Genomic DNA, 22616 nt, shown 5'->3' with positions numbered 1-22616 from the left:
AATGCGGACTTTGGCTTTGGCTGGTGCGCACGTTGACACGGACATTTGCCGGACGCACATAGCAAGCGAGTCCAGCAAACATGAAAATCAGGAATGCAGGATGATTATTTGATAATATTGAATTTTCGTCAAGTTCAGATGGCCGCAGATGTGCACTTTTGACAAAACTTGACGATGTTGGTTTGGGGCATTAGCTCAAAACGCCCCAAACTAAAGATGCAGGAAAAACTATTTCGCCCCGACTTCACCCGTCATCAGACGATTGAAATAGACCGTACCCTGTCCTTTGCGCAAACCATACAATTGCGCCGGGCGATTACTGCCGAGACGCCATTTGCCGGGTAACTCTTCGAGGAAGTCACCTTCCCTGATGCGCTTGCGAAACGCGCTCTTGTCTACCAGGCGCCCGAGCAAAATCTGGTACACGCGCTGCAGTTCTGACAGCGTGAATTCTTCCGGCAACAAATGCGCAGGCAGGGACGTGTATTCCACCTTGTTGCGCAGGCGCTGGACTGCAACATCCAGTATCTGCGCATGGTCAAAAGCCAGCTTGGGCAGACCCTCGTCCGACTCAACCGGACACCAGCGCACGGCATCTGCATTGCCGCCATGGCTGAGTGTAATACGGTCAGACGAAATCAGGGCGAAATAAGCAAAGGTGGTAGACCAGCCACGCGGATCACGGTTGCGGCTGCCGAAACCCTGCAATTGCTCAAGATATGGTGCCTCGACCCCTGTCTTTTCCTTGAGCTTGCGCAGGGCTGCACCATCCAGGTCTATATCATTGTGGATATCAATAAAGCCGCCAGGCAAACTCCATTGCCCCTTGCAAGGATGATCACCTCGCTTGACCAGTAAGACTTGCAAGGCCTGATCCCTGATCGTGAAAATCACCAGATCTACACTGGTCAAGGGAACATCATAGTCATGGATATTGTAATTGAGCAGAAATTCTTTTTCGCTTTGCTTAGCAGTCGCCATGCTTTTCCCCTGAGTATTCAATACCACCATTGTAAGCGATAGCAGCATTTAGTACAAATCCGTCACTAAGTTCGTAAATATTTAAAACTAACTTAGTTGATATTTACAACAAAGTATCTTATATTACGGTCAGAGCGAAACAAAACCGAGAACGACATGGAACTCAATAACTACGGCGCAGGCGTCTTTGGCATCAAAAACTTTATCACTGAAGAAGAATGCGAACGCATGATCTTTACCAGTGAACAGATGGGCTATGAAGAAGCCATGATACAGACTGGCACAGGCATGCGCATGTACAAAGATGTGCGCAATAATGACCGCGTTATCTTTGATGACAAAGTCCTGGCAGCTGCCATATTTGAAAGAGCAAAACTGTTCCTGCCTGCAGAATTGAAGGAATGGACTCTGCTGGGCCTGAATGAACGTTTTCGCTTTTACCGGTATGAAGAAGGCCAATACTTCAAATGGCACAAGGATGGAAACTATGCCCGCACAAAAGACGAAGTCAGCTTTTTAACCCTGCTGATCTATCTCAATGGCGACTACACGGGCGGCAGCACTTCATTTCGCTGGGAAACCATACAGCCAGAAAAAGGCATGGCGCTGGTTTTCCCGCATATGATGTTGCACCAGGGGGCGCCTGTGGAAAGCGGCGTCAAATATGTCTTGCGTACGGATGTCATGTACCGTAACACTGCGACTACAGATGCACCTGCAGCATAATGGCGGTCGCATGGAAGTTCATGACCATGGCTCAGGCGTGCATAGCATCAAAGGCTTTTTGACTGAAGAAGAATGCAGGCACATGATAGCTTGCAGCGAACAGATGCAATATGAAAAAGCTGCTATACAGATCGAAACTGGGATAAGCGGGAAAGATCTGGTACGCAATAATGACCGCATCACTTTCGACGACACCGCGCTTGCAGCTTCGATTTTTGAACGTGCCCGCATGGTGTTGCCAGCTCAATTAAAGGAATGGACTTTATCAGGTCTGAATGAGCGTTTCCGTTTTTATCGCTACGAAGCTGGTCAGTATTTCAAATGGCATCATGATCTCAATTTCAAAAGATCAGAAACTGAGAGCAGCTTCTTTACCTTGCTGATTTACCTGAATGCCGATTATGTTGGCGGCCATACTGCATTCCGCTTTGCCGACATCAAACCTGAGCCTGGTATGGCACTGCTATTTCCTCACTTGATACCGCATCAGGGCACAGCTATCGATGCCGGTATTAAATATGTCTTGCGTACGGATGTCATGTATAAACTGATTCCTTTACAAGAAGACCTGATCATTCAATGACTTCTTACTCACAACTGATAGCGCTGTCGCAGCAATTGCAGCATCGCCACATTCAACTGCCAGGCATCTGATACAACCTGATTAGTATACGGCAGACTTGGCGTATAAGGTGAAGGGCCAAACTCCGGCGTCAATGTGATCTGCTGGTTGCCCGAAGCGCGTTGCTGACTGATGATGGTATCCCACCAAAGCAGATGCTGTTGCAAGGCCGCTGCATGTTCAGGTGCGCGGAAATCATTGACTTGTGGTCCCTGGCTATGGCCTACGCGGGCGTGGATATGGCGCACATGAGGAAATACTTTTTCCAGTATTTGCGCCTGATCTTCCAGTAGCGATTCACAGGCACAGCACCAGTGTGAGAGGTCTGCATTGAGTTGCAATTGTGGGCGCCGTTCCAAATAGGGTAAGAGCAACATGGGATGACCACTGAAGCGGCTGCGGTGGATTTCATGGACGATGGCGACACCAGTTTCATTCGCTATCTCATCAGCCAGATCCAGCAATTCATTGTTTTGTGCCTGGCTATAAAAATCTTTGCCGGTATGGGTATTCACGAACAGGGGCATTGCGGTGCAGGCATTGCGTAACAAGTCACCCAGCGCTTGCTTGTGCACGGCAAAATCACTGTGGAAAACCGTCTCCCATTGCTGGGCGATGAGCTTAAGACCTGCTACAGCAATTGCATTGGTCCACGCATCGCGTTCAGCCACGTCCATGGGCAGGGACATTTCTATGCCATCAAAACCGGCTTCCAGCACCTTGCCAATGAAAGCTTCACGGCTCAGGTGAGCACTGCCCCAGTGCGGGGCGAAAATCAATACTTCAGAATTCATCATTAGCTACTTAAATAAAACCACGGACAGGGAAACTGGCATCGCGCTGTATCCAGTTTTGTGGCGAATAATTGGTCGTTCCATCGGTCACATGCAGGGTGTAGGCATGGCGTGAAACTGCCGAGCGATTCGGTGCGCTGTAATGTGGCAGCAGCCCATGGAAGCATACCAGGCTACCCGCCTTGACTTCCAGTGGAATAGCCGTGCTGTCATCTGGCCAGGGCGTGCTGTCGAGTTTTTCTACGCGCACCTGATCGCCTTCACGTACGAAGCGTTCACGCATGGGCGTGCGATGGCCGCCCGGTTCTGCCCACATGCAGCCATTTTCCAGTGTCGCGTCTTCCAGCGCAAACCAGAAGGTGGTGACGCTGACAGGATCGGTTTCAAAATAAGTTGCGTCCTGGTGCCAGCGCACTTCACCGCCTATGCCAGGCTGCTTGAAGATATACATGGACTGGTAAATCTGTGGCTGTTGCAAACCCAGTTGCTCAGCGACCTTTGCCAAAGCGATGCCACGCGAAAACGCGCTGAAGACCGGATCAAGATCATGTATCGCATGGCCTATCTTGTTGATGGACAGAGACTTGGCCTGACGCAAATTGCCTTGCTCATCAAAGGCTTCTTCTTCAAAAAAACAACTGATGTTGTTGGCCGAATTCAGGAAGTAATGATCGACCTTCTTTTCTTGTTCCTTGGTGGTGAAGATGGATTTGGAGGAAGCCGGATCAAATTCATCGACGATCTTTGCTGCACGCTCGCGCAAGGCAGCGATTTCATCGGCATTTTTGAAATTGGGGACAACGACGTAACCGTCTTGTTGAAATTGAACGATTTGTTCTTTGCTGAGCATGCTGACTCCTGGCTGTATATGCGGGGGAAGCAAAAGCCCATCACTTTTTTTAGGCTTCAGCTTGATATGCGTCAAGTGTAGCTAAATTAGCTTGTCTTCCACAATACCAACAATAGTTGACAGATTGTCGCCAATTTGAAGACAATAGGAAGATGGATCAACTCAAAGCAATGGAAATCTTTGTCGAAGTAGCAAGGCAGCGCAGTTTTAGTGCGGCCGGACGTCATCTGGGCATCAGCCGGGCCATGGTCAGCAAGCACATCATGCAACTCGAAACTGAACTGGGCGCACGCCTGCTGCACAGATCAACCCGCGAAGTCAGTCTGACCGAACTTGGGCAGGCTTATCTGGAACCATGCAGCACCAGTGTGGAACATGCACGGCAGGCGCGGCTGGTGGTCACTCAGGCAGGCAATGAGCTGGCTGGAGGCATACGCATACAGGCACCGAATAGCTTTGGCAGTGAGTGGCTGGCCGATGCCCTGGCCCGCTTTACCTTGCTACACCCCATGCTGCAACCCACCCTGCATGTGGATGACAATCTGCTGGACCCGTTCAAGCATGGCTTTGACCTCAGCATACGAGTAGGTGGTATACCTGACAGCCCCGGCTTGCACGCACGCAGGCTGGCCCCATGCCGCGGCCTGCTGTGCGCCAGCCCGGCATATCTGGCAGAGCACGGTATGCCAGCCCACCCGACAGAATTGAACCGGCACCGCTGTCTGCACTTCAGCCACCTTACCCAGGGCAATACCTGGCATTTTGAGCGTGCTGGCGTAAGCCTGGCGGTGGATATCACTCCCGGCTTTGCCTCAAACAATGGCAAGGTCTTGCACCAGGCGGCCCTGCGTGGCTTGGGTATAGTCTACGACACGACTTTTCTGGCATGGCGTGATTTAATTGAAGGTCGGCTGGTAACAGTTTTACCAGATTGGACCTTGCCACTGAATGACTTCACCGCGCTTTACCCGGCCACCCGCAAGGTCAGCCCCAAGGTGCGGGCGCTTATTGATTTTCTGGTGGAAGAGTATCAGCCTGTGCCGGAATGGGATAAGGCCTTGCTGGCTGCGGGGCTCTTGTAGAATAGCGTATTGATCAAAGCAAAAGGCTATATGGAATCAGGTTATTGGAAGCTCGCGCACTGGAAAAAGATTCCAATCTATGCACATTGGACTATCCTGCTTTGGTTTCCCTGGGCTTTGATACAGGGAATGAAATTAGTCTGGTTATTTCCTACATTTCTGGCATTCGTCACCATACTGCTATTCCATGAATTTGGTCATGCGATTGCTGCAAGATACACAGACACCAGGGTTCATGCCATCAAACTATTCTTGATGCATGGTGAATGCAGCCATGAGGCACCGTATTATGAATCAGAGGATATTTTAATTGCCTGGGGAGGCGTACTTGGGCAGTTGCTACTCCTGTTGTCGACGGTAATCGTGCAATATCTGTTGTTCCATTTCTCACCCATGTGGATGTTTCAATTGTCCCCGGTGTTCGATGTGTTGACCAAAACCAATCTGATCATCATCGCCTTCAATTTAATCCCGGTGAAACCTTTGGATGGCGTGGTCGCGTGGCGCATCATCCCTTTCGTTTTACTGAAAATCCGCACGAGGAAAGCGGGCATCTTGTCCAGATTTGCCAAACGCCAGCAACCATCTGAAAACAAAACTGAAGAGCAAGATGCAGACAAGATAGCTCAGGATTTATTTGACCGGCTTAAAAAGTAAGCTGTATTTCATCTACATTTCTGAAACCAGCCTGCCCAGGGTTTTGATACCCTGCTCCATCTCACGCCCCCATGGCCGCCCTATATTCATGCGCAGATAATTTGCGTATTTTCCCGAACCAGAAAACAGGCTGCCCGGCGTAAACGCTATGCCCTTTTCTACTGCCTGGCGCAGCAGAGCCAGACTATCTACATGCTCAGGCATTTCCAGCCATAACCACCAACCACCTGCAGGGCTGATGACTTGCGTGCCGAATGGGAAATAGCGCGCTATGGCTGCAGTCGCCAATGGGATATTGGCAGCGAGACGTTCGCGTAACTTGCGCAGGTGAGATGGCAAGGCGCCCGACTGTATAAACTCAGCCAATACCGCCTGCTCAAACAAGGGCGTGATCAAGGAAGCGCTGAGCTTCAATGAATTGATCCTGGCCTGATAACGCCCACCCGCTATCCAGCCTATGCGAAATGCCGGTGCCAGGCTTTTACTACAAGAGCCGCAATAGATGACCCTGCCCTGCTTGTCCCAGGCCTTGATGGCTTGCGGCCTTTCCTGCTGATGCGAAAGATCGCCAAAGACATCGTCTTCGATCAATGCCAGATCATATTGTTCAACCAGGCGCAACAGGCGTTTCTTGTTTTTATCCGGCATGGCACAACCAAGGGGATTCTGGAAATTCGGCATGGCGACGATGGCACGTACCGTACCCTGGTGTTCGAGCGCATATTCCAGCGCTTCCAGGCTGATGCCCTGGCCTGGCACACAGGGGATTTCTATGGCCTTGATACCCAGGTTTTCCAACATTTGCAGCAAACCAAAATACACGGGCGACTCAACAATGACAGCATCGCCTGGCTGGGCAACCGCACGCAAGGCCACGCTCAAGGCTTCTGTACTGCCATTAGTGATGAGCAAATCGTTGGCCTGCAAATCCATGCCTGCGTTTTTTAGCCACTGTATCAGGCTGGTTTTCAGGGCTGGCAAACCAGTACCACCAGGATAGACACCGATCAGCATGGGATCTTGCCGCAGCAGGCGCTGGGCGATTTTGGCCAGGGCATCACAGGGATACCATTCTGGCGCAGCGCTGGCGAGATGTAGCCCCAGATGCAGGGGTTGCGCTGTCAAAGAATACAGTTCAGTCATCCTGTGCTGCAGGGACATGAGCTTGTCGTATTCAACTGCTCGCGCAGCCTGACTGGTTTTTTTCTGCGTAATTGCACTTGTCGTTTGCCGGGATTTCCAGTCAGCGACATAGATACCAGACTTATTGCGCGCTTCTACCAGGCCCTGGCTTTCAAGATAACGGTAACAGCGTATTGCAGTAGAAACACTGACATGCTGCGTCTCTGCAATCAGGCGTACCGATGGCAAACGCTCCCCTACCTGATAGCGGCTGGCCCGGATGTCTGCGCCGATGGCGTCTGCCAGTTGTCTGTAACTGTGCTGCATAACAGATACCTTAAATGTGAATCTGTATAGCATAAGACAGACAGGCACTGTAAGTAAATGCCGGCCTGCACTGAACTAGACTAGATACATGAATACACCACACTCTCCCCCTCTCCTTGCCCCGGCAAATGCCATCAAGCCGGGTTTTGCCGCTACGGCGGCAGATTTTTTTCCTGCGGTGCTGGCTGGTTTGATTGCTGTACTGATCTCGTATGCCGGGCCCATGCTGCTGGTCTTGCAGGCAGCACAAAGCGCAAAACTGACCACAGCGCAGACCAGCTCGTGGATATGGGCGATCTCGATAGGTTCGGGCCTGGTGGGCGTATGGATGAGCTGGCGGCACAAGATACCGGTGATCTGTGCCTGGAACACGCCCGGTGCTGCCTTGCTGGTGACGGGTCTGGCGACGGTGCCTTATCACCAGGCCATAGGTGCCTACCTGGTTGCGGCAGCAGCGATATGGCTGATAGGCATTACCGGTATCTTTGAAAAACTGATGGCAAAAATACCCAAGAGTTTGTGTGCGGCCATGCTGGCAGGTATTTTGTTTCGCTTTGGGGTTGATGTATTTGCCAATACCCGTAGCGACGTTGCTGGCGCGCCCTGGCTGGTGACTGCCATGTTCGCGGCTTACCTGATATTCAAGCGCCGCAGCGCTCGCTATGCCATCGTCCTGACCTTGCTCAGTGGCGTCACGCTCTGGAGCATTCTGGGCTGGGGTGACAGCAACCAGGGGCAGGCTATTGCCGTGCATCTGGGTTTGACAATGCCAGTGTGGACCGCGCCTGAATTTTCTTTGAGCGCCATCATCAGTCTGGGCTTGCCATTGGCGCTGCTATGCCTGACCGGCCAGCAGGTACCTGGTGTGGCAGTCATGCGCGCTGCCGGTTACGAACAGGCCCCCACCAGCAAGCTGGTCAGTGCCACCGGTTTTGTCAGCATATTGCTGGCACCATTTGGCTCACATGGTGTGAACCTGGCGGCGATTACTGCGGCGATTTGCACAGGGCCAGAAGCACACCAGCAACCAGAAAAACGCTGGGTTGCCGGGGTAGCCTGCGGTGGCTTTTATTTGCTGATAGGCAGCTTTGCCGGTTCCCTGACTGCCCTGTTCCTGCACCTGCCACACGCACTGGTGACCACGGTGGCTGGTCTGGCACTGCTGGGTGCAATACAGAATGGCCTGGTGAATGCGATGCAGGAGACAACAGAACGTGAAGCTGCACTGATCACTTTTATCGTTACTGCATCGAATATCAGCTTGCTGGGACTGGGTTCTGCCTGCTGGGGCATAGTTCTTGGCGTGATCAGCTACTACCTGCTGCGGGTAAAAACCAAATAAGCTACCGAACTTACTCGTTACACTATTCGCTGAATTTGCTGACAAAGGTAGCGACACCATCCCAATCAGCAGGCAGCGGATTTTCTCTGCAGTAGACGATACGCTCAAGAAAGACCTGGGCAGCCAGGTCTTCTCCGCGTACTTCCAGATATGAGCGGAAGGATTTTTCCGCCGCATCCCATTGCTGGGCACGAAAATCATCGAGTGCCTGATGCCAGAGTTCCAGCAAGGCAGACTGTGCATCATCAAGCACGGTCACATCGGCAATGGGTTCAAAGATCGATATGGGCCTGGTCTTGCCTTTGACCCTGACCCTGTCCAACTCACGATAAGCAAATTCTGGTGCAGCAGTTTTTGTTGCCTCACCAACCACAACACCAACACCATATACCTTGGTAATACCCTCCAGACGCGAAGACAGATTCACTGCATCGCCCATGACGGTATAGGCGAGCCTGATCTTGGAACCCATGTCACCAACGCGTACTTCACCTGTATTCAAGCCTACTCCTATCTTCAGCGCAGGCCAGCCGCGCTTGACAAAGTCTATACTCAGGCCTTGCGCGATGGATTGCATTTTCAGTGCACTGGCAACGGCCAGCCTTGCATGGTCTTCCAGACGCACTGGTGCGCCCCAGAAAGCCATGACGCAGTCACCTATGTATTTATCGAGCGTGCCACGATTGCCGCGTATTTCTTCTGACATCGCGGTCAGGTAGATATTGATATATTCTCGCAAGTCTGCTGCACTCATGCTTTCAGAAATAGTCGTGAAACCACGTACATCAGAGAACATCACAGTCAGCTCGCGAATTTCACCTTCCATGGTGTAGCTGTCAGGTTCTTCTGCCATGACGGCAACCAGTTCCGGTGCCACATATTCACCAAAGCGCCTGACCACGCCGCGCAGCTTCCTCGACTCAACCAGATAGCCCCAGGTGATATTGAACACAAACAAGGCTGCGATCAATAACAGTACCGTTGCCAGCGGCTGGACCAGGTTGAAGGACTGATACATCCAGCAATTGAAAGCAATAACCAGTACCAGCATTACCGTGGTACACAACACGGCTGCCAGTGCCTTGAAACGCGACAGTGCAAAGCTGAGCAATAAGCCGATCAGGCATACCTGTATGACTTCAAAGCCGCGCGTGCTATCAGAACGCTGCTTGACATCGCCATCCAGTATCGAAGCTATCACATTCGCGTGCATTTCCACACCGGGATAATCCAATCCCAAAGGCGCGGTACGCAAGTCCTTGAGCCCCGCTGCTGTCGTCCCTATCAATATGATTTTCTCTTTGAGCTTATCGACAGCCAGGCGCTTCTTCAGCACATCCGAGGCTGACACATAGGCAAACCCGCCACCATTTGGCCCTCCCTTGCTTTTATAGTGGATCAGTGCAGTTAACAAGGGCTCTACAGGGATGCGCTTGTTGGGCGTGGAGTTGAGCTTGATTGCTTCTATCGAGCCATAATTATTCAAAAAACTTTGGGAGTTGATGCCGTCGGCCTGCAGAAACACTGGCTTGACTTTGCTGGCATTCAGGGCAATACGTGCCGTTGCCAGTGACAGTGCTTCATAGTAACCAGTGCCCAGTTTTGCCAGTAAAGGAATACCCCGTATTACTCCGTCAGCATCTGGCGATGGGTTGAAAAACCCACCTGCTATCGCCGCTTTTTGAAGCTCGGGTAAATTGGCTGTGTATTTGGTGTAGATGGCAGATTCAAAACTGCGCTCTCCCAAGTCGGCATCGATAAAGGCCGGGGTTGGCAGCAAGCCTTTTGAACTGTCGTTCGGTGTATTTGAAAACACATAACCCAAAACCACAGGGCGCCCCGCCAGGGTTTTGGCCAGTTTGTCATCAAAATCGAGTTCTTTTCTGAGCGCGGGCATTTGCGCTACAAAGCCCGGATTATCTTTTAATTCTTTTTGCGCCAGGCTTTCGAGCACCTGTATGCCGGTGCTGTTGTCTGGTTCTGAAAATACGATATCCAGCCCCACTGCCCTCACATGGTAATCGTCGGTCAGTCTTTCTATCAGATCAGCGACGACTCCCCTGTTCCAGGGCCACTGCCCTACCTCCTGCAAACTCTTTTCATCGATATTAACGATGACAATGTCAGGGTTGAACGTGGTAGGTTCCCACCTCATGCGCAGGTCGTAGATAAAGTAATCGACTTTTTCTATGAGGGTGGTCGGTAAATTACCATTTGCCTGCAAGGCAGCCATGACGATGAGCAACACGCAGATGCCCCAGCGTGTCAGTTTGTTGATGTGCTTCTGCAAGCTTTCCTCCACAAACTCAGTTTTAGGTATTGCTTACGCCGGAAAATTTTCCTGCCACTCGATCTCTTTCAGCACGGGCAACAGGAAGTCTGAATGTGACACTCAAATACGGTAACCTGGCACCTTGCTCAGATCAACCTCATCAATCTGACTCTTGTCCATGAATCGCTCAGCATAAGTCAGGTAGACTTTTTTCTTGACGAAGATATTAAACAAGTCTGGGTCAATATGTCCGTTCAGTGCAAAGCTACCGAGGATGTGCAGGGATTCTGTCAGGGTCTTGCCATCTTTGTACGGGCGGTCTTTGGCGGTCAGGGCTTCAAAAATATCAGCTATCGCCATGATCTTGGCTTGCACTGACATTTGTTCGCCGCGCAGACCACGTGGGTAGCCTTTGCCATCCATGCGTTCATGATGACCGCCAGCGTATTCAGGTACATTTTGCAAATGCTTGGGCCAGGGCAAGGCTTCCAGCATCTTGATTGTGGTGGAGATATGGTTATTGATGATGGCGCGCTCTTGCGCATTCAGGGTGCCAGCGCGCACGGACAGGTTTTCAACTTCGTCGGCATTCAGGAAAGGCTGTGTTGCGCCGTTGGCATCCGTAAATTGCCACGCGGCGATGTTGGTCACGCGCTGCAAATCTTCGGGACTGGTTCTTTCCGCGCCTATATTTAATTTGTGTAAAAAGTTTCTGGCATCTTCGATTTTGACCAGCTCGGCCTGCAAGCCCTGTTCCAGTTCGGCGATCAAGTTGTCATTATTGACGCTGGCCTGATATAGGGCGCATTTACTTTTCAACACTCTGATTTCTGCATCACGTTTCAAAATTTCAAAACGGGTATCCAGCAATTGTATGCGGTCAAAAATAGTTTCCAGCTTGGTGGATTTTTCAACGACATGCACGGGTGTTGAAATCTTGCCGCAATCATGCAGGATGCCAGCCATCCACAATTCCTTGCGGTCTTTGTCGGTCATGGAAAAATGTGCCAGCGGCCCTTCCTGCGTTTCATGCACGGCATTGGCCAGCAACATGGTCAGCTCGGGTACATGCTGGCAATGTCTGCCCGTGTGGGGGGATTTTTCGTCAATACCGATATTGATAAGGTGTACCAGCGAGACGAACAGGTTTTCCAGTTGCGATATCAATTGCTGGTTGGTCAGCGCGATGGCAGCCTGCGAAGCCAGGGCCTCGATAAAGCGCTGGTCAGTCTCGGTGAATGGGCAAAGTTCCCCGGTTTCCGGGTCTTTGGCATTGATAAGTTGCAGTACACCTATCAGCTCTCCTTCATGATCATGCATGGGCACGGTCAACAGGGATTTGGTCTTGTAGTTGAATTGCTGATCAAAATTGCGGGTGCCAGAAAAATTGAATACGCCGACTGTATAGACATCCTGGATATTCACCGACAGTTTGTAGTTGGCGGCATAAGCGGCCACCGCATTCAGGTTCCTGTTGCCATTGGCATCAATCAGGGGGATGTTGGGTATATCTACCGTATGCCCTTTTACCCCGCCCTGGTACATGTTCAGGGTGTCATTCAGGGATATATTGAAGCACAGGCTTTGCTTGTCTTTACTGGTACGGTACAGGGTGCCACCGTCGGCATAGGTAATGCTTTTTGCCGAGCGCAATATATTTTCCAGCAATAATGGTGTGTCGTGATTATTGCTCAACTCCAGGCTTAATTCCGTCAATTTTTCCAGGCGCTGTGCAATTTCACTACTGCTTAGTGCAGTCATAAACACTTTCTCCAGATCGTATTCAAATTCTTGCTTAACCGTATTCGCTCATACTGGTACTTCATTATTTCCGCCATATGAACAATGTATGATTTCAGCCATCTCATTTCCAGTCGCATTTCAAATAGCATGTCAAAAATTGAAGTGATCACCAATTTTCAAAGCTTTAAAATTCCTGTCCTTATTTTGCCCCAGTTCTGCCATGATTTGCGCTTCTTGCCCTGGCTTCAGGTGATAGATGTAAAACACTATCCCTGCAGGTACTGCGGCAATGTCATTGATCAGTGCAGCCGGACAAAAATGCTTGGAAAGCAGCGCCAGTTCAGCTTCTGCATTAGGAAAAGAACAATCGACAATCACCATGTTCAAGGTAGCCTGCCCGGCCAGGTTTTCCCAGAGTGCTGGCGTACTTGCCATATCACCGGTAAACAAAAAGCCCTTATCTGCAGAACGCACCCAGTAAGCAACTGAACCCGGGACATGGTCTACCGTATGTGATGTAATCACGCGCTCACCCAGTGTCAGGGTACTGCCAGGCAGCATTTCCTGATATTGCAAGGATGGCTGCTCAGTATTTGGCAAAGTGCTGAAATCTGGCCAGATAATCCAGTTGAAGATATGGGTTTTCAAGGCACGCAAAACCTCTGCCGTGGCATGCACAGTGACTGGCTTGCTCCTTTTGCCAAATACGGCATCCATCAGCAATGCCAGGCCAGCGACATGATCGAGATGGCTATGGCTGATAAACACATGGTCTATCGCCACCAATTGCTCCAGGCTGAGCCGTGACAAACCCGTGCCTGCATCCAGCAAGACATCATCGTCAATTAATAAGCTGGTCGTGTAGGGCTCACTGCCACCGATACCACCTGCACAGCCGAGAATTTGTAAGTTCATAAATACAAAAATAGTGTGCCTCTGTCCATCCAGGGCTTTGTTATCCCGAGGTCAACATTGCATCAATCCAGCCTCTGAGCAAGCTTAACACTTTCTTTGAAGACAAGAATATCTTCTACGCTATTCCTTCCCTGAAGATAGGCTAATTTGTCGCTTTACGCTATAAAGAGTTGACTTTGTGGTCAGACATTCGACTTCCGTGATACATTTTTGTAAAAATTGACTTAAGAGAATAATAATTTACAGTATCTTGCAATGACTGCCCTGTTAAAGCTGATAATTAAGCCATGGGTTCAAGCTGCGGTTTTAAGCTAAGCTAGTAAGCTGCTGCAGGACATGCAACAAAGGAAAACGAATGGTGGTAACTGCTCAAGTCGCAAACGCTCCACAGGATGGTCTGGATCACAGGCTGCAATTCTTTAAACGCCTGCAAACCCTGACCAACAAGATACATGGTGCAGATGCTTTGGACCAGATCATGCTTGATGTGTCACCCGACATCTGCAATCTGTTTGAATGTGATCGCCTGACCATTTATGTCGTGGCCCAGGACAAGCTCACCCTGATTTCCAAAATCAAGACCGGCCTGAATTCTTTCAAAGACTTGCGCCTGTCCATTTCTGACCAGAGTATCGCTGGTCACGTCGCCCTGACCAAAACCATGATCAGCCTGCGCGATGTATATGACGACAATGAGTTGCGCTCGCACTCCCCGACCCTGAAATTTCAACGTGCCGTTGACCAGCGCACCGGTTACCGCACCAAGCAAATGCTGGTGGCCCCCATAGTAGAAGCACAAAGCAATGAATTACTGGGTGTGGTGCAATTCATCAACCATCGTTTGGGTGATGCTTTCAATGCCATCGCTGCCGAAGGTGTACAAGCCCTGTGCGAAACTCTGGCCGTGGCATTTGCACAAAAAAGCAAGGTACTGCCAACCAATACACCACGCACCAAATTTGATTTCCTGGTGTCGGAAGCCATATTGTCTGCCCAGGAAATGGAATTGGCCGTCAGGTCGGCACGTCGCAACCTGCTGGACCTGGAAGATGTACTGATTGATGAGTTCCAGGTGCAACGTGGGATTCTGGGACAGGCTCTGTCCAAGTATTTCAATGTGCCGTATGAAGAATACAAGGCTGAACGGGTTATTCCTGTTGACCTGGTCAAGCGCCTCAAACGCCAGTATGTGGAACAAAATTCCTGGCTACCCATCATGGAAGACCAGAATGGTCTGACAGTATTGGCGATAGACCCGGAACATACCAACACAACGCATGTCGTCAACCATGTCTTTGCTACGTCAAAGATCCATTACCGGGTCACCACCAAGAAAGAATTCCGCCAGACCATAGACCAGTTTTTTGGCGGTGTTTCTGATAGTGGTTCGGTCGATGATCTGCTATCCGGCATGGAGGATGATGACGAGGAACATAGCGGCCAGGCTATCGTCGAGGTATCCGCTGCAGTCGAAAATGAACTGGTCAAGCTGATCAACAAGATCATCATCGACGCGTATCAGCAAGGCGCATCCGATATCCACATAGAGCCGCGGCCAGGCAAAGAAAAAACCCTGATACGTTTTCGCAAGGATGGGTCGCTGTCACCGTATATTGAAATACCAGCCAGCTACCGCAGTGCTTTACTTGCGCGTATCAAGATCATGTGTGACCTGGATATTTCGGAACGCCGAAAGCCGCAAGATGGCAAGATCAAGTTCAAGAAATACGGCCCCTATGACATAGAGTTGCGGGTTGCTACCATTCCGTCTTCTGGCGGTATGGAAGATGTGGTCATGCGTATCCTGGCAGCAGGTGAACCCATCCCTATCGATAAACTGGGTGTCTTGCCGTACAACCTTGAGCGCCTGAAAAATGTGGTCAGCAAGCCCTATGGTCTGTTCTTTGTCTGCGGCCCTACAGGTTCAGGCAAGACGACCACCCTGCACTCGGTATTAAGCCATCTGAACACGCCGGAAACCAAGATCTGGACAGCCGAAGACCCGGTGGAAATCACCCAGAAAGGCTTGCGCCAGGTGCAGGTCAACCGCAAGGCAGGCATGGACTTTGCGACTGTCATGCGGGCCTTTTTGCGGGCTGATCCTGACATCATCATGGTCGGCGAGATGCGCGACAAGGAAACAGTTTCCATCGGACTGGAAGCCTCACTGACCGGCCATCTGGTATTCGCCACCCTGCACACCAACAGCGCGCCGGAATCCATTGTCCGTTTGCTGGACATGGGCATGGATCCCTTTAATTTTGCCGATGCCTTGCTGGGCATACTGGCGCAACGCCTGACCAAGCGCCTGTGTGGCAAGTGCAAGGAAATTTATCATCCGGGCAAGGAAGAGATGATGGAATTGCTGGATGAGTATTGTCAGGAATTGCTGAATACAGAAAACTTTGTCAAAAACCCGCTGGAAGCCAGGAAAAAAGTGTTCACCACCTGGCAGAGCCAGTATGCCGATAAAACCGGCAAATTCACTTTATACAAGGCTGTGGGATGTGAACATTGCTCAAAAGGTTATAAAGGCAGGCTAGGTTTGCATGAACTGATGGTAGCAAATGACATGGTCAAAAAACTGATACAAGACCATGCCCGCGTATCTGAATTGCTGACTGCCGCACTGGCGGATGGCATGCTGACCCTGAAAATGGACGGTATAGAAAAAGTGCTTTCGGGACTAACGGATATGAAGCAGGTCAGAATAGTCTGCATAAAATAGTTTTCTGCAAAATCAGATAAAATCCAACCTATCTTCTGCACTGCTTTGGGTAAGCAATGCAAGCATGCTCGGGCAGGATTTTTTTGAAAGCAAACATGAAATATCTGCACACCATGGTGCGCGTCACCGATCTTGAGGCTTCCCTGCGTTTTTATCGTGATGCGCTCGGTCTAGAACTGGTACATCAGAAAGAATATCCCAAAGGTCGCTTCACTCTGGTGTATCTGGCAGCCCCTGGCGACCATGATGCTCAGGTGGAACTGACCTACAACTGGGACCCGGAAGAATATACCGGCGGCCGCAATTTCGGCCACCTGGCTTACCGTGTCGAAGACATCTACCAACTTTGCCAGCGCCTGGCGGATCACGGTGTCACGATCAACCGTCCACCGCGTGATGGCCACATGGCATTTGTACGCTCGCCCGACAATATTTCGATAGAGTTGCTGCAACAGGGCGAACCGCTGGCACCTGCCGAGCCCTGGGCTTCGATGCCGAATACTGGCAGTTGGTAATCCGGCTTCACATAAAAAAACGCAGACCCTGGTCTGCGTTTTTTATTCAATTCTGATGATCTGAGCGACGTGCCTCTTTATTCATGGCGCGTATCAATACAACCATGCTCAGTACAATGACGACTGAGGCAACACCAAAAATTCCTGTCCACATAGACGCATCCTGAATTGATTTAAGATGTTTCTTTATATCAATCAAGATGCTGTGCGTCAACTTTGCAAAGTTGGTTTCGAGGAATTTTAACCATTCCTTTCAATCACTACACATATTCAGACATGTCCATGCCTGCGGAAGTAAGCAATCAGGCCGCTGGTCGATGTGTCCAGATGCGAATCATATTCCTGGTTGCCCAGAATCGCCGGCAAGAGGCGGTTCGCCAATTGCTTGCCCAGCTCCACTCCCCATTGATCAAAAGAGTTGATACCCCAGATTACGCCCTGGACAAAAACCTTGTGCTCGTACAGCGCCAGCAACATCCCTAGCTGGAAAGGATCAAGGCTGGGCATGAGTATGGTGGTCGATGGCTGGTTACCGGCAAATACCTTGTGCGGCAAGAGCTTGGCGATATTGGCGTCGCTGAGCCCTGCTTGCGACAATTCTTCACGCGCCTGTACCTCAGTCTTGCCAAAGGCCAGGGCCGCGCTCTGCGCCAGGCAATTTGCCAGCAAAGGTGCCTGGTGTCCTGGCAAAGGGTAATCACTGGATGCGGCCACCACAAAATCACAAGGGATGAGCCAGCCGCCCTGATGCAAAAGCTGGAAGAAAGCATGCTGGCCATTCACACCTATCTCTCCCCAGACAATGGGGTTGGCGCGGCAAGTCAGGGCTTCGCCATCGCGGCTGACGGTCTTGCCATTTGATTCCATCTCCAACTGCTGCAGGAAGGCGGGCAAATGGCGTATTGATTCGTTATAAGGCAGGATGGCCGTGGTTTCTGCACCGAGGAAGTTGGTATTCCAGATCGAGATCAGTGCCAGCAAGACAGGCAAATTCTTTTCCAGCGGCGCATTGCAGAAATGCTTGTCCATGGTTTCTGCACCAGCCAGCAGACGTTCAAAACCATTCATGCCTATCGCCAGTGCCACTGACAGGCCGACTGCCGACCACAGCGAATAACGCCCGCCTACCCAATCCCAGATTTCCAGGATATTCGCGTCCGGGATACCAAATTCATGTGCCTTGCCCGGACTGGAAGTGACGGCAATGAAGTGCTTGCTAACGGCCCACTCCTCCATCGCAGCTGCCATCAGCCAGGTGCGCGCTGTCTGGGCATTGATGCTGGTTTCTTGTGTAGTGAAGGTTTTGGAGGCGACGATGAACAGAGTCGTGCGCGGGTCCAGCTTTTCCAGCAAAGGGGCCAGGTGGGCACTATCAAGATTTGAGACATAGTAAAACGTCAGGCCGGGATGCTGGAAAGCTGACAAGGCACGCGTCGCCAGCTTGGGGCCAAGGTCAGAGCCACCTATACCTATGTTCACCACAGTCTGTATCGCATCCCCCTTGAAGCCACGCCACAGGCCGCTGCGCACCCGTTCGACGATGTCGCGCATCTGCTTGCGCACTGCTCTGACCTTGGGCATGACATCCTCTGCCTCATTCGGGAAAGGCGTAAAGTCAGTATGTCGCAATGCTGTATGCAGGACGGCGCGGTCTTCGCTGATATTGATTTTTTCACCGGCAAACATGCGGTCACGCCAGCCTTCCACTTTGGACAAGCGTGCCAGGGCAATCAGGCTATCTAGCGCAGGCTGGTCTATGCGCTGCTTGGAGTAATCCACCAGCAAGCCATCGAGCTCCACCGAAAAGTGCCTGAACCTGTCACTGTCGGCAGCAAACAATTCACGCAGATGCTGCTGCTCCAGCCTTTGTTGGTGTGCCAGCAGGGCTTGCCATTCGGGTGTGTGCGTAATGTTCATATTATTCCTGATATGTATGCCTCAGATTATAGGCCAGACAATTATGCATGCTTCAGGCATATTTATTGTTAAAATAAACATTAATTAACTTATTCAAGTTTTTGCAGACAAAAATCTGATCTCGAATTATCGTAAACAGAAAATTAATGTAGCTCTGAATGTAGTTCTGAATGCAATTTTGACAATCAGGGGAAACAGATGGACATGCTAGACAGACAGGACATAGGCATCTTTATCGTGGATGATAATGATATCAGTCGCTCCATGCTGCGGCATATCCTGCATAGTGAGGCGTTCAACGTCATAGGGGAGGCATCCAGTGGTGTGGCAGCGCTGGACTGGCTGGAAAAGACCATACCTGAAGTAGTGTGTCTGGATGTCATGATGCCTGACATCGGCGGCCTGGAAATTCTTGAACATATCAAGAAAATATCACCCGACACGGTAGTGCTGATGGTTACTGGCAGCAATAATAAGGAAACTGTGGTCAAGGCCATCAAGGCCGGGGCTAATGGCTTTATCGTCAAGCCATTCAACCCTGCGACCTTGCTGCAATCCATGCATTATTCCGTCAGCAAATCCCACAAGCAGTTGAAAACCCTGATAGACCGCAGGAAGGCTTGGCGTAACAGCGGGCTGTTATAAATAAAGCAGAATCAAGCAGAATCAAAAAGGATCAGGCCTGACGCGCACTCAGCAAATTAGCCAGAGCAACGTAGGCTTCAACTGCGATAGTTTCCGGGCGCAGTTGAGGATCAACTCCGCAAGCCAACAAATCAGCTTCTGTCAGCAAACCAGCCACGCAATTGCGCACTACCTTGCGTCTTTGTGAAAATGCCTTGGTGACGACTTCTTCCAGTTTTTTGATATCGCAAGGCAGGGCACCCGGCTTGGGTATCATGCGCACGATGGCTGACTCTACCCTTGGCGGCGGGTCAAAGGCCTCTGGCGGCACGATGAACATCAACTCCATGTGGTAGCGTACCTGCAGCATGACCGACAGGCGGCCATAGGTCTTGCTGCCTGGTTCAGCAACCATGCGTTCCACGACTTCTTTTTGCAGCATGAAATGCTGGTCTTCTACCAGTGATGCTATCTCGGCCAGGTGAAACAGCAAAGGGCTGGAGATGTTGTACGGCAGGTTACCCACCACACGCAGCTTCTGGCCTTCAGGCACAGGGATGGAGGCAAAATCAAATTGCAGGGCATCACCCTCGTGGATGATCAATTTTTCTGGCGAAAAGTTTTTCTTCAGACGTGCCACCAGGTCCCTGTCCAGCTCGACCACATGCAGTTGCGTCAAGCCATCCAGCAACTGACGTGTCATTGCAGCCAGGCCTGGACCAATTTCCACCATGGTCTGACCAGGTCGCGGGTTGATGACGCGTGTGATATTGCTCAAGACCAGTTCATCGGTAAGGAAATTCTGGCCAAAGCGTTTACGAGGGATATGTTTCATAATGGTTCTTACTTATTTTTTTACTTATTTTCTTACGTATTTTGCTTATCTTGCTTGTTGACCATACTGGCAGCAACGCGCATCGCGACCAGCATGCTGCTGACATCTGCATGCCCGGTGCCTTTGGCGGCCAGGTCCAGGGCTGTACCATGATCAACAGATGTGCGTATCAGAGGCAGGCCAAGCGTGATATTTACGCCCAAGCCAAAACTCGCATGCTTGAGTACCGGCAAACCCTGGTCATGGTACATGGCCAATATGCAATCGGCCTGCTCCAGGTATTTTTGCTGGAACAAGGTGTCAGCAGGATAAGGGCCGCTGACTTGCATGCCCGCCTCTTGAGCTTTTTTGATGACGGGCGTAATGATTTCAATTTCTTCCATGCCCAGATAACCATTTTCACCCGCATGCGGGTTCAGGCCAGCTACCAGGATACGCGGATTTTCTATGCCGAATTTACTGCGCAGGTCAGCATGGATGATTTCCAGGGTCTTCCACAAGTCATCAAACTGTATGGCCGCAGCGACTTTGCTGAGTGGCAAGTGCGTGGTTGCCAGCGCCACCCGCAAAGCGTGCGGCAGGTGATCATTGGCTTCACTGGCCAGCATCATGACAACGCGGCCAGTATAGGTTTTCTCGGCAAAATATTCGGTATGACCGCTGAAAGCAACACCGGCATCATTGATCGTACTTTTTTGCAGTGGCGCGGTGACAACAGCCTCACACCATTTGCGCTGCACGCTTTCAATTGCGACATCAAGGGTCTGCAAAACGGCACGGCCATTACGCGGGTCTAGCTGACCGGCAATGACAAAGGCATTCAAAGGGCAATCGATGATGGTCAGGCGTTCATTGCCAGAAGCAGGCAGGCCCTGATGGCGCAAGGCTTGCAGTGACACCCCCATCATGCTGATGGCAGGGTCCAGCTCGGCTGCCAGCATGGACAGATAGGCAGTGTCGCCTATCAGTACCGACCGGATTTCATGTCTTAACTGCCAGGCAGCCCGTATCGCAATTTCAGGCCCTATGCCAGCCGGTTCGCCTACGGTTACCGCGATGACCGGCAAACTGGGCTGCGGCATTATTTTTCTTCCAGACGGAAATCAACATAGGCGCGGTCACGGATTTCGCGCAGCCAGTCTTGCAAGGCTTCATCCGATTTGCGCTCACGCACAGCCTGACGAGCGGCAATACGCTGTCTGTCTTTCGACAATTCGTCTGTCTTGCGCTCTGTGACCTGAATCAGGTGCACACCAAATTGCGTGGTCACTGGCTCGCTCAGTTGATTAATCGCCAGTTTGTCCATGGCTTGTTCAAATTCTGGCAAAGTAGAACCAGGGAATAACCAGCCCAGATCACCACCTTTGGAGGCAGAACCATCCGCAGAGTGAGTTTTGGCCAGCTCTTCAAAAGTGGCTTCCTTGGCTTCTATCTTGCGCTTGAATTCCAGCAATTTCTTGCGTGCTTCATCTGCAGTCACGATCTGGCTGACTTTGATGAGAATATGGCGCACATGGCTTTGCTGCTCGGCTGCAGCAGCCTTGGTGTCATTGGCGGCACGTTTGCCATTCACTTTGACGATATGGAAGCCATTCGGACTACGCACGATGTCAGAAAATTCACCGACCTTGACCTTGCTGATGGCGTCGACAAACAATTGTGGCAAGCGGTCTTGTTCACGCCAGCCTATGTCGCCACCTTTCAATGCTTCTGAACTATCTGAATAGGTAACGGCGGTCTTGGCAAAGTCTGCACCTTCACGCAATTTTTTCAAGACTTCTTCAGCGCGTGCACGGCGTGCTGCGATTTGCTCGGCAGAGGCTTTTTCAGGAATGCTGATGAGGATATGCGCCAGATTCAATTCCTGCTTGGCCGCTGCCTTGTTGTTGGCTTCTGCTGCCAGGTAGTTGTCGATTTCAGTTTCAGATACTTGTATCTTGCTATCGACTTCACGCTCACGTATGCGCTGCATGAGAATATCGTCACGAATTTGTTCACGGAACTTCGCATAGGAAGTACCCTCACGCTCGATCTGGTTGCGGAATTCTTGCAGAGTCATCTTGTTTTGTTCAGCCAGGCGCAACATGGTGCGATCCAGCATGACATCATCAACACGCATGCCATTTTCTTTGGCCAGTTGCATTTGTGCACGGTCAGTGATCATCCGTTCCAGCAATTGCTTTTGCAGGACGGCACGATCTGGCAAGGGAGTGCCCTGCTTTTTCAACTGCATTTCTATTTCCAGCATGCGTGCATTCAATTCCTGACGAGTAATCACCTCGTCATTGACCACGACCACGATACTGTTGACTTGTTGCGCTCTGCTGCTTTGCGTCTTGGGTGTAACGATAGGGCTGAGTTTGACTTGTGACCATGCTGTCGAGCTGACAAGCAGGCCAGCAGACACTGCCAGTACCGTGAATAAGTTACTTTGTTTCATTTGCAATAAATGTCGCATATTGGTCCAAAATCCTGTTAAGCCATTCCCGTGAGAGCATCAAAGCGGGCAAAAGTTGCAATATACACGTTCGTTCCGGTTTCACAAACTGCGGAGGAAAGCATGT

19 protein-coding genes are annotated in these 22616 nt (G+C 50.8%); 8 read left to right on the top strand and 11 right to left on the bottom strand.

What is annotated here, in order from left to right:
• Positions 1–228: 228 nt before the first annotated feature.
• Positions 229–981 carry an NUDIX hydrolase gene (locus tag AC3WQT_RS09395; RefSeq protein WP_492703596.1) on the bottom strand — a complete coding sequence of 251 codons (753 nt, stop codon included), beginning with the start codon at positions 979–981 and terminating at the stop codon, positions 229–231.
• A gap of 156 nt (positions 982–1137) precedes the next feature.
• Between AC3WQT_RS09395 and AC3WQT_RS09390 the strand changes: the two genes are divergently transcribed.
• The gene (locus AC3WQT_RS09390; protein ID WP_492703595.1) at positions 1138–1707 is read left to right on the top strand and encodes a 2OG-Fe(II) oxygenase; all 570 of its coding nucleotides are present in this window, start codon (positions 1138–1140) and stop codon (positions 1705–1707) included.
• 10 nt (positions 1708–1717) lie between these two features.
• Positions 1718–2290 (top strand): 2OG-Fe(II) oxygenase, encoded by a 573-nt coding sequence (locus AC3WQT_RS09385; protein ID WP_492703594.1) that lies wholly within the window; start codon positions 1718–1720, stop codon positions 2288–2290.
• A gap of 8 nt (positions 2291–2298) precedes the next feature.
• Here the strand turns inward: AC3WQT_RS09385 and AC3WQT_RS09380 are convergent, their stop codons facing one another.
• Both AC3WQT_RS09380 and AC3WQT_RS09375 read right to left on the bottom strand, forming a co-directional pair.
• Positions 2299–3126 carry a sugar phosphate isomerase/epimerase family protein gene (locus AC3WQT_RS09380; RefSeq protein ID WP_492703593.1) on the bottom strand — a complete coding sequence of 276 codons (828 nt, stop codon included), beginning with the start codon at positions 3124–3126 and terminating at the stop codon, positions 2299–2301.
• 7 nt (positions 3127–3133) lie between these two features.
• Entirely contained in the window at positions 3134–3973 is an 840-nt protein-coding gene (locus AC3WQT_RS09375; protein ID WP_492703592.1) for a phytanoyl-CoA dioxygenase family protein, read from the bottom strand.
• Positions 3974–4125: 152 nt separating this feature from the next.
• On the opposite strand from AC3WQT_RS09375, the gene AC3WQT_RS09370 reads away from it, so the two are divergent.
• A complete protein-coding gene (locus AC3WQT_RS09370) occupies positions 4126–5055 on the top strand; it encodes a LysR family transcriptional regulator (RefSeq protein WP_492703591.1) in 930 nt (309 codons plus the stop codon).
• A 129-nt stretch (positions 5056–5184) separates the two neighbouring features.
• Positions 5185–5712: a hypothetical protein gene (locus AC3WQT_RS09365; protein WP_492703590.1), complete on the top strand. Its 528-nt coding sequence runs from the start codon at positions 5185–5187 to the stop codon at positions 5710–5712.
• Between the two features lie 12 nt (positions 5713–5724).
• On the opposite strand, the gene AC3WQT_RS09360 is transcribed toward AC3WQT_RS09365, so the two are convergent.
• Complete coding sequence (locus AC3WQT_RS09360; RefSeq protein ID WP_492703589.1) at positions 5725–7161, bottom strand: aminotransferase-like domain-containing protein; 1437 nt, start codon at positions 7159–7161, stop codon at positions 5725–5727.
• Positions 7162–7249: 88 nt separating this feature from the next.
• Between AC3WQT_RS09360 and AC3WQT_RS09355 the strand changes: the two genes are divergently transcribed.
• Positions 7250–8503: a benzoate/H(+) symporter BenE family transporter gene (locus AC3WQT_RS09355; protein ID WP_492703588.1), complete on the top strand. Its 1254-nt coding sequence runs from the start codon at positions 7250–7252 to the stop codon at positions 8501–8503.
• A gap of 22 nt (positions 8504–8525) precedes the next feature.
• Here AC3WQT_RS09355 and AC3WQT_RS09350 read toward each other — a convergent pair whose 3' ends face one another.
• The 3 genes from AC3WQT_RS09350 to AC3WQT_RS09340 form a co-directional block, all read right to left on the bottom strand.
• Positions 8526–10793 carry a CHASE2 domain-containing protein gene (locus AC3WQT_RS09350; RefSeq protein ID WP_492703587.1) on the bottom strand — a complete coding sequence of 756 codons (2268 nt, stop codon included), beginning with the start codon at positions 10791–10793 and terminating at the stop codon, positions 8526–8528.
• A gap of 102 nt (positions 10794–10895) precedes the next feature.
• Positions 10896–12536, bottom strand: coding sequence for a GAF and HD-GYP domain-containing protein (locus AC3WQT_RS09345; RefSeq protein WP_492703586.1), 1641 nt, complete (start codon positions 12534–12536; stop codon positions 10896–10898).
• A gap of 132 nt (positions 12537–12668) precedes the next feature.
• Entirely contained in the window at positions 12669–13433 is a 765-nt protein-coding gene (locus tag AC3WQT_RS09340; RefSeq protein WP_492703585.1) for a 3',5'-cyclic-nucleotide phosphodiesterase, read from the bottom strand.
• Positions 13434–13788: 355 nt separating this feature from the next.
• On the opposite strand from AC3WQT_RS09340, the gene AC3WQT_RS09335 reads away from it, so the two are divergent.
• Together AC3WQT_RS09335 and AC3WQT_RS09330 are read left to right on the top strand one after the other, a co-directional pair.
• Entirely contained in the window at positions 13789–16161 is a 2373-nt protein-coding gene (locus AC3WQT_RS09335) for an ATPase, T2SS/T4P/T4SS family (RefSeq protein WP_492703584.1), read from the top strand.
• A gap of 95 nt (positions 16162–16256) precedes the next feature.
• The gene (locus AC3WQT_RS09330) at positions 16257–16676 is read left to right on the top strand and encodes a VOC family protein (RefSeq protein ID WP_492703583.1); all 420 of its coding nucleotides are present in this window, start codon (positions 16257–16259) and stop codon (positions 16674–16676) included.
• Between the two features lie 270 nt (positions 16677–16946).
• Here AC3WQT_RS09330 and pgi read toward each other — a convergent pair whose 3' ends face one another.
• Positions 16947–18593: a glucose-6-phosphate isomerase gene (gene pgi / locus AC3WQT_RS09325; protein WP_492703582.1), complete on the bottom strand. Its 1647-nt coding sequence runs from the start codon at positions 18591–18593 to the stop codon at positions 16947–16949.
• Between the two features lie 198 nt (positions 18594–18791).
• On the opposite strand from pgi, the gene AC3WQT_RS09320 reads away from it, so the two are divergent.
• On the top strand, positions 18792–19238 hold the full coding sequence (locus AC3WQT_RS09320) for a response regulator (protein WP_492703581.1): 447 nt from the start codon (positions 18792–18794) through the stop codon (positions 19236–19238).
• Positions 19239–19269: 31 nt separating this feature from the next.
• Here AC3WQT_RS09320 and rsmA read toward each other — a convergent pair whose 3' ends face one another.
• From rsmA to AC3WQT_RS09305, 3 genes are read right to left on the bottom strand one after another with little or no spacing between them, the layout of a single operon-like run.
• Positions 19270–20052: a 16S rRNA (adenine(1518)-N(6)/adenine(1519)-N(6))-dimethyltransferase RsmA gene (rsmA, locus tag AC3WQT_RS09315; RefSeq protein WP_492703580.1), complete on the bottom strand. Its 783-nt coding sequence runs from the start codon at positions 20050–20052 to the stop codon at positions 19270–19272.
• Between the two features lie 32 nt (positions 20053–20084).
• A complete protein-coding gene (pdxA, locus tag AC3WQT_RS09310; protein ID WP_492703579.1) occupies positions 20085–21134 on the bottom strand; it encodes a 4-hydroxythreonine-4-phosphate dehydrogenase PdxA in 1050 nt (349 codons plus the stop codon).
• On the bottom strand, positions 21134–22492 hold the full coding sequence (locus tag AC3WQT_RS09305) for a peptidylprolyl isomerase (RefSeq protein WP_492703578.1): 1359 nt from the start codon (positions 22490–22492) through the stop codon (positions 21134–21136). Before AC3WQT_RS09305 ends, pdxA begins: the two co-directional genes overlap by 1 nt.
• Between the last annotated feature and the right edge of the window lie 124 nt (positions 22493–22616).

This window comes from Undibacterium sp. FW305-107, assembly GCF_058788535.1.
This window is presented reverse-complemented; position numbering and strand designations above follow the sequence as displayed.

Excerpts from the sequence above, each read along its gene's own strand:
- pdxA (WP_492703579.1), bottom strand. The coding sequence starts at position 21,134 with ATGCCGCAGCCCAGTTTGCCGGTCATCGCGGTAACCGTAGGCGAACCG.
- AC3WQT_RS09365 (WP_492703590.1), top strand. The coding sequence starts at position 5,185 with ATGAAATTAGTCTGGTTATTTCCTACATTTCTGGCATTCGTCACCATA.
- AC3WQT_RS09345 (WP_492703586.1), bottom strand. The coding sequence starts at position 12,536 with ATGACTGCACTAAGCAGTAGTGAAATTGCACAGCGCCTGGAAAAATTG.
- AC3WQT_RS09370 (WP_492703591.1), top strand. The coding sequence starts at position 4,126 with ATGGATCAACTCAAAGCAATGGAAATCTTTGTCGAAGTAGCAAGGCAG.
- AC3WQT_RS09320 (WP_492703581.1), top strand. The coding sequence starts at position 18,792 with ATGGACATGCTAGACAGACAGGACATAGGCATCTTTATCGTGGATGAT.
- AC3WQT_RS09385 (WP_492703594.1), top strand. The coding sequence starts at position 1,718 with ATGGAAGTTCATGACCATGGCTCAGGCGTGCATAGCATCAAAGGCTTT.
- AC3WQT_RS09340 (WP_492703585.1), bottom strand. The coding sequence starts at position 13,433 with ATGAACTTACAAATTCTCGGCTGTGCAGGTGGTATCGGTGGCAGTGAG.
- pgi (WP_492703582.1), bottom strand. The coding sequence starts at position 18,593 with ATGAACATTACGCACACACCCGAATGGCAAGCCCTGCTGGCACACCAA.
- rsmA (WP_492703580.1), bottom strand. The coding sequence starts at position 20,052 with ATGAAACATATCCCTCGTAAACGCTTTGGCCAGAATTTCCTTACCGAT.
- AC3WQT_RS09390 (WP_492703595.1), top strand. The coding sequence starts at position 1,138 with ATGGAACTCAATAACTACGGCGCAGGCGTCTTTGGCATCAAAAACTTT.
- AC3WQT_RS09360 (WP_492703589.1), bottom strand. The coding sequence starts at position 7,161 with ATGCAGCACAGTTACAGACAACTGGCAGACGCCATCGGCGCAGACATC.
- AC3WQT_RS09305 (WP_492703578.1), bottom strand. The coding sequence starts at position 22,492 with ATGAAACAAAGTAACTTATTCACGGTACTGGCAGTGTCTGCTGGCCTG.
- AC3WQT_RS09355 (WP_492703588.1), top strand. The coding sequence starts at position 7,250 with ATGAATACACCACACTCTCCCCCTCTCCTTGCCCCGGCAAATGCCATC.
- AC3WQT_RS09335 (WP_492703584.1), top strand. The coding sequence starts at position 13,789 with ATGGTGGTAACTGCTCAAGTCGCAAACGCTCCACAGGATGGTCTGGAT.
- AC3WQT_RS09395 (WP_492703596.1), bottom strand. The coding sequence starts at position 981 with ATGGCGACTGCTAAGCAAAGCGAAAAAGAATTTCTGCTCAATTACAAT.
- AC3WQT_RS09380 (WP_492703593.1), bottom strand. The coding sequence starts at position 3,126 with ATGATGAATTCTGAAGTATTGATTTTCGCCCCGCACTGGGGCAGTGCT.
- AC3WQT_RS09330 (WP_492703583.1), top strand. The coding sequence starts at position 16,257 with ATGAAATATCTGCACACCATGGTGCGCGTCACCGATCTTGAGGCTTCC.
- AC3WQT_RS09375 (WP_492703592.1), bottom strand. The coding sequence starts at position 3,973 with ATGCTCAGCAAAGAACAAATCGTTCAATTTCAACAAGACGGTTACGTC.